At 68.2% G+C, this 5318-nt stretch carries 4 protein-coding genes; 2 read left to right on the forward strand and 2 right to left on the reverse strand.

The window, feature by feature from the left end; genetic code table 11:
* Nucleotides 1-225: hypothetical protein (locus tag A5700_RS07350; protein ID WP_156671119.1), on the reverse strand; the 225-nt coding region annotated here is incomplete at its 3' end.
* Between the two features lie 20 nt (nucleotides 226-245).
* Nucleotides 246-1628, reverse strand: coding sequence for a zinc-dependent metalloprotease (locus A5700_RS07355; protein ID WP_197502796.1), 1383 nt, complete (start codon nucleotides 1626-1628; stop codon nucleotides 246-248).
* A gap of 76 nt (nucleotides 1629-1704) precedes the next feature.
* On the opposite strand from A5700_RS07355, the gene A5700_RS07360 reads away from it, so the two are divergent.
* Nucleotides 1705-2727, forward strand: coding sequence for a PDZ domain-containing protein (locus A5700_RS07360; RefSeq protein ID WP_068068719.1), 1023 nt, complete (start codon nucleotides 1705-1707; stop codon nucleotides 2725-2727).
* Between the two features lie 84 nt (nucleotides 2728-2811).
* Nucleotides 2812-5318: UPF0182 family protein (locus tag A5700_RS07365; RefSeq protein ID WP_068204589.1), on the forward strand; the 2507-nt coding region annotated here is incomplete at its 3' end.

Genomic DNA, 5318 nt, shown 5'->3' on the forward strand with positions numbered 1-5318 from the left:
GCCCTGCGCCGCCTTGTCGGCCCGGAGGGTGTCGTCGCACGCCTTGATGGGGAGTTCACCCTGCTTGATCAGGCGTTTCACCCCGCCGGCCCGCCCGGCGTCGTAGCCGTGCTGGTAGGCGGGCGACGTCGAGGCGTTGTGGTGGTCGCAGCCGTCGACGCTGAGCGTCGCGAGCACGACCATCCAGCCGGCGCCGCCCCGCAGTCCAACCCATCGATTAGCCACGGCAGAAACAGTACCCGCCGTCAAGTGTTGGTGGGGCCACCGGTGGAGCCCGGGCTGTCGCCCTCTTGCTCGAGTTTGGCGATGGCCTCGTCGATGCCGCTGGTGTCGCCGCCGACGACGCGGTCGATGAAGGCGGCCGGCTCGTCGAGGTCGTCCGCGTCGGGCAGCAGGTCGGGGTGCTGCCAGATGGCGTCGCGAGCATCCACGCCGGCGGCCTCCGTCAGGCGTTGCCACAGCGCGGCGGCCTCGCGCAGCTTGCGTGGCCGCAGCTCCAGGCCGACCAGCGTCGCGAAGGTCTGCTCGGCCGGTCCGCCGCTGGCGCGCCGCCGGCGCAACGTTTCACCCAGCGCGGCCGCGCCGGGAATCCGGTCGCCCAGCGCGTCGGCCACCACCACCTGGACCCAGCCCTCGATCAGCGCGAGCAGCGTCTCCAGGCGTTCCAGGGCCTGCGTCTGCGCCGGGGTCGCCTTGGGCTCGAAAACGCCTTGGCCCAAGAGGTTTTCGATGGCCTCGGGGTCGGACAGCGTCGCCGGGTTGAAGTCGCGCGCCAGCTCCTCGATGCCGGTCATGTCGATCTGCATGCCCCTGGCGTAGGCCTCCACGGCGCCGAGCAGCTGGCTGGACAGCCACGGCACGTGGGTGAACAGCCGGTGGTGGGCGGCCTCCCGCGCCGCCAGGAACGTCAGCACTTCGCTGCGCGGCCGCTCGAGCCCGGTGGCGAACGACTCGACCGCCTCGGGCAGCACCGCCGCGACGCCCTTGGGCCCCAACGGCAGGCCGATCTCGGTCGAGGTCAGCACCTCCCGGGACAGCCGGCCCAGCGCCTGTCCCAGCTGCGAGCCGAACGCCATGCCGCCCATCTGCGACATCATCGCCATCAGCGGGCCGGCCATGCCCTTGGCCTCCTCGGGCAGCGACGACGCCCACACCGTCGAGATCTGTTGCGCCATCGGGTCGCACAGCCGCTTCCAGGTCTCCAGCGTGTTGTCGACCCAATCGGTGGGCGTCCAGCCGACGGCCTTCGCGGTGCCGGCGGGCAGCGCCGTCACGCCGTCGAGCCACGTTTCGGCCAGGTGCACCGCGTCGGCGATCGCGGAGTTCGTGGTGGCCGGGACCGGCGCCACGAAGCCGATGGAGCTCGACGCCACGCGCCGCGCCAGGTCGTAGTTGACCGGGCCGGACCCGCCGCCGGCGGGCATGTTGCCCGCGTTGCTGAACATCTGACCCAGCTGGGTGAAGATCTGTCCCAGGTCGCCCATGCCGAATTCACCGCCCATGCCGAACGCGGCGAACGGGTCGGACGAGCCGGAGCCCGAATCCGGATCTTTTTTCCCGTGTTTGTCGGGGTCTTCCCCGGAGGAGAAGCCGAAAGGCAGGTCAGCCATACCGCCAACGGTACTCATCGGCGGCGACCACGGCGCGCTCCCGGGTCAGCTTGCAGCTGAACGACGGCCGCGGGCTCCGTCTAGTCTGATCGGCGTGAACAGGCGGATCCTGACCCTGATGGTCGCGCTGGTGCCGATCGTGGTCTTCGGCGTGTTGCTCACGGTCGTGACGGTGCCGTTCGTGTCGCTGGGACCCGGGCCCACCTTCGACACGCTCGGGGAGGTCGACGGCAAGCAGGTCGTCGCGATCGACGGGACCCAGACGCATCCCACCACCGGCCACCTCAACATGACGACGGTGTCCCAGCGCGACGAGCTGACGCTGGGCGAGGCGCTGACGTTGTGGCTGTCCGACCAGGAGCAGCTGGTGCCGCGCGACCTCATCTATCCGCCGGGCAAGTCGCGCGAGGACGTCGACAAAGCCAACAACGCGGATTTCAAGCAGTCCGAGGACAGCGCCGCCTACGCCGCCCTGGGCTACCTGAAATACCCGGCGGCGGTGACGGTGGCCAAGGTCAGCGACCCGGGGCCGTCGGTGGGCAAGCTCAAGGCCGGCGACGCGATCGACGCGGTCAACGGCACCCCGGTGGCGAGCGTCGAGGAGTTCACCGGGCTGCTCAAGAACACCAAGCCGAACCAGCAGATCACGATCGACTACCGGCGCAAGAACGAGCCCGCCGGCGTGGCACAGATCACGCTGGGCGCCAACAAGGACCGCGACTACGGCTTCGTGGGCGTCGCGGTCCTCGACGCGCCATGGGCGCCGTTCGCCGTGAACTTCAACCTCGCCAACGTCGGCGGCCCGTCGGCCGGTCTGATGTTCAGCCTGGCCGTCGTCGACAAACTCACCACCGGCGACCTGGCCGGCAAGGACTTCATCGCCGGCACCGGCACCATCACCTCCGACGGCAAGGTCGGCCAAATCGGCGGCATCACCCACAAGATGGTCGCCGCGCACGCGGCCGGCGCCACGGTGTTCCTGGTGCCCGCCAAGAACTGTTACGAGGCGAACTCGGACAATCCGTCCGGGCTGCGGTTGGTCAAGGTCGAGACCCTCGGCCAGGCGATCGATGCGCTGCACGCGATCACCTCGGGCGGCCAGGCACCAAGCTGTTAGCGAACGACGACGCACGCCGCCGGTCACGGGTGCCGCAGTGCGTAGAGTGATCACCGTCTAGCCATCGAGCAGGGAGCGTAGCCAGTGGGGATGCGGCCCACCGCAAGGATGCCGAAGCTGACTCGGCGTAGCCGGATTCTGATCCTGTTCGCCCTGGGCGTGATCGCTTTGCTGCTGGCCGGACCGCGGCTCATCGACGCCTACGTGGACTGGTTGTGGTTCGGCGAACTGGGCTACCGCTCGGTGTTCTCCACGGTGCTCGTCACCCGCTTCGTGGTGTTTCTGGTCGCGGGGGTGTTGGTCGGCGGCATCGTGTTCGCGGGGCTGGCGCTGGCCTACCGCACCCGCCCGGTGTTCGTGCCGAGCAGCGACAACGACCCCGTGGCCCGCTATCGCGCGCTGGTGTTGTCCCGGCTGCGGCTGGTGGGCGCCGGGATTCCGGTGGCCGTCGGCCTGCTGGCCGGCATCATCGCGCAGAGCTACTGGGTGCGCGTGCAGCTGTTCCTGCACGGCGGCGACTTCGGCATCCGGGATCCGCAGTTCGGCAAGGACCTCGGCTTCTACGCGTTCGAGCTGCCGTTCTACCGGCTGCTGCTCAGCTACCTGTTCGTCGCCGCGTTCCTGGCGTTCGTCGCCAACGTGTTGTCGCACTACATCTTTGGCGGCATCCGGCTGTCCGGGCGGACCGGCGCGCTGAGCCGCTCGGCGCGCGTGCAGCTGGTCACCCTGGTCGGCCTGCTCGTCGTGCTCAAGGCCGTCGCCTACTGGCTGGACCGCTACGAGCTGCTCTCGCACACCCGCGGCGGCAAGCCGTTCACCGGCGCGGGCTACACCGATATCAACGCGGTGCTGCCCGCCAAGCTGATCCTGATGGCGATCGCCCTGATCTGCGCGGCGGCGGTGTTCTCCGCGATCGTGCTGCGCGACTTGCGGATCCCGGCGATCGGGTTGGTGCTGTTGCTGCTGTCGTCGCTGATCGTGGGTGCCGGCTGGCCCCTGATCGTCGAGCAGATCAGCGTCAAACCCAATGCGGCGCAGAAGGAAAGCGAATACATCAGCCGCAGCATCCTGGCGACACGGCAGGCCTACGGGCTGACCTCGGACGTGGTGACGTACCGCAACTACACCGGTGACGCGCAGGCCACGGCCCAGCAGGTCGCCGACGACCGCGGGACCACGTCGAACATCCGGCTGCTGGACCCGACGATCGTCAGCCCGGCGTTCACCCAGTTCGAGCAGGGCAAGAACTTCTACTACTTCCCCGACCAGCTGTCCATCGACCGGTATCTGGACCGCACCGGGGCGCTGCGCGACTACGTGGTCGCGGCGCGGGAACTCAACCCCGACCGGCTGATCGAGAACCAGCGCGACTGGATCAACCGGCACAGCGTCTACACCCATGGCAACGGGTTCATCGCGTCGCCGGCCAACACCGTCCGCGGGGTCGCCAACGACCCCAACCAAAACGGCGGCTATCCCGAATTCATGGTCAACGTCGTCGGCGCCAACGGCGGCGTGGTGTCCGACGGCCCCGCGCCGCTGGACCAGCCACGCATCTACTACGGGCCCGTCATCGCCAACACCGCCGCCGACTACGCGATCGTCGGGCGCAACGGCGCCGACCGCGAATACGACTACGAGACCAGCAACGAGACCAAGAACTACACCTACTCCGGGCTCGGGGGCGTGCCGGTCGGCGATTGGTTGTCCCGCAGCGTGTTCGCCGCCAAGTTCGCCGAGCGAAACTTCTTGTTCTCCAACGTCATCGGCTCCAACAGCAAGATCCTGTTCAACCGCGACCCGGCGCGTCGGGTGGAGGCGGTGGCGCCGTGGCTGACCACCGACAGCTCGGTGTACCCGGCGATCGTCAACAAGCGGCTGGTGTGGATCATCGACGGCTACACCACGCTGGACAACTACCCGTATTCCGAACTGACGTCGCTGGAGTCGGCGACCGCGGACTCCAACGAGGTGGCGTTCAACAAGCTGGCGCCGGACAAGCGGGTCTCCTACATCCGCAACTCGGTCAAGGCGACGGTCGACGCCTACGACGGCACCGTCACGCTCTACCAGCAGGACGAGCAGGACCCGGTGCTCAAGGCATGGATGCAGGTGTTCCCGGGCACCGTCAAACCCAAGAGCGAGATCACCCCCGAGCTGGCCGAGCACCTGCGCTACCCCGAGGACTTGTTCAAGGTGCAGCGGATGCTGTTGGCCAAGTACCACGTCAACGACCCGGTGACGTTCTTCTCGACGTCGGACTTCTGGGACGTGCCGCTGGACCCCAACCCGACCGCCAGCAGTTATCAGCCGCCGTACTACATCGTGGCGAAAAACATTGCGAAGAACGACAATTCGTCGTCGTATCAGCTGACCAGCGCGATGAACCGGTTCAAGCGGGACTACCTGGCCGCCTACATCAGCGCCAGTTCGGACCCGGCGACGTACGGCCGGATCACCGTGCTGACCATCCCCGGTCAGGTCAACGGGCCCAAGCTGGCCAACAACGCGATCACCACCGACCCGGCGGTGTCGAAGGACCTCGGCGTGATCGGGCGCAGCCGGCGGATGGCGTCCATCTGCACGGCCGG

This window comes from Mycobacterium sp. E1214, from assembly GCF_001666755.1.
In the GTDB taxonomy this organism is placed as follows: domain Bacteria; phylum Actinomycetota; class Actinomycetes; order Mycobacteriales; family Mycobacteriaceae; genus Mycobacterium.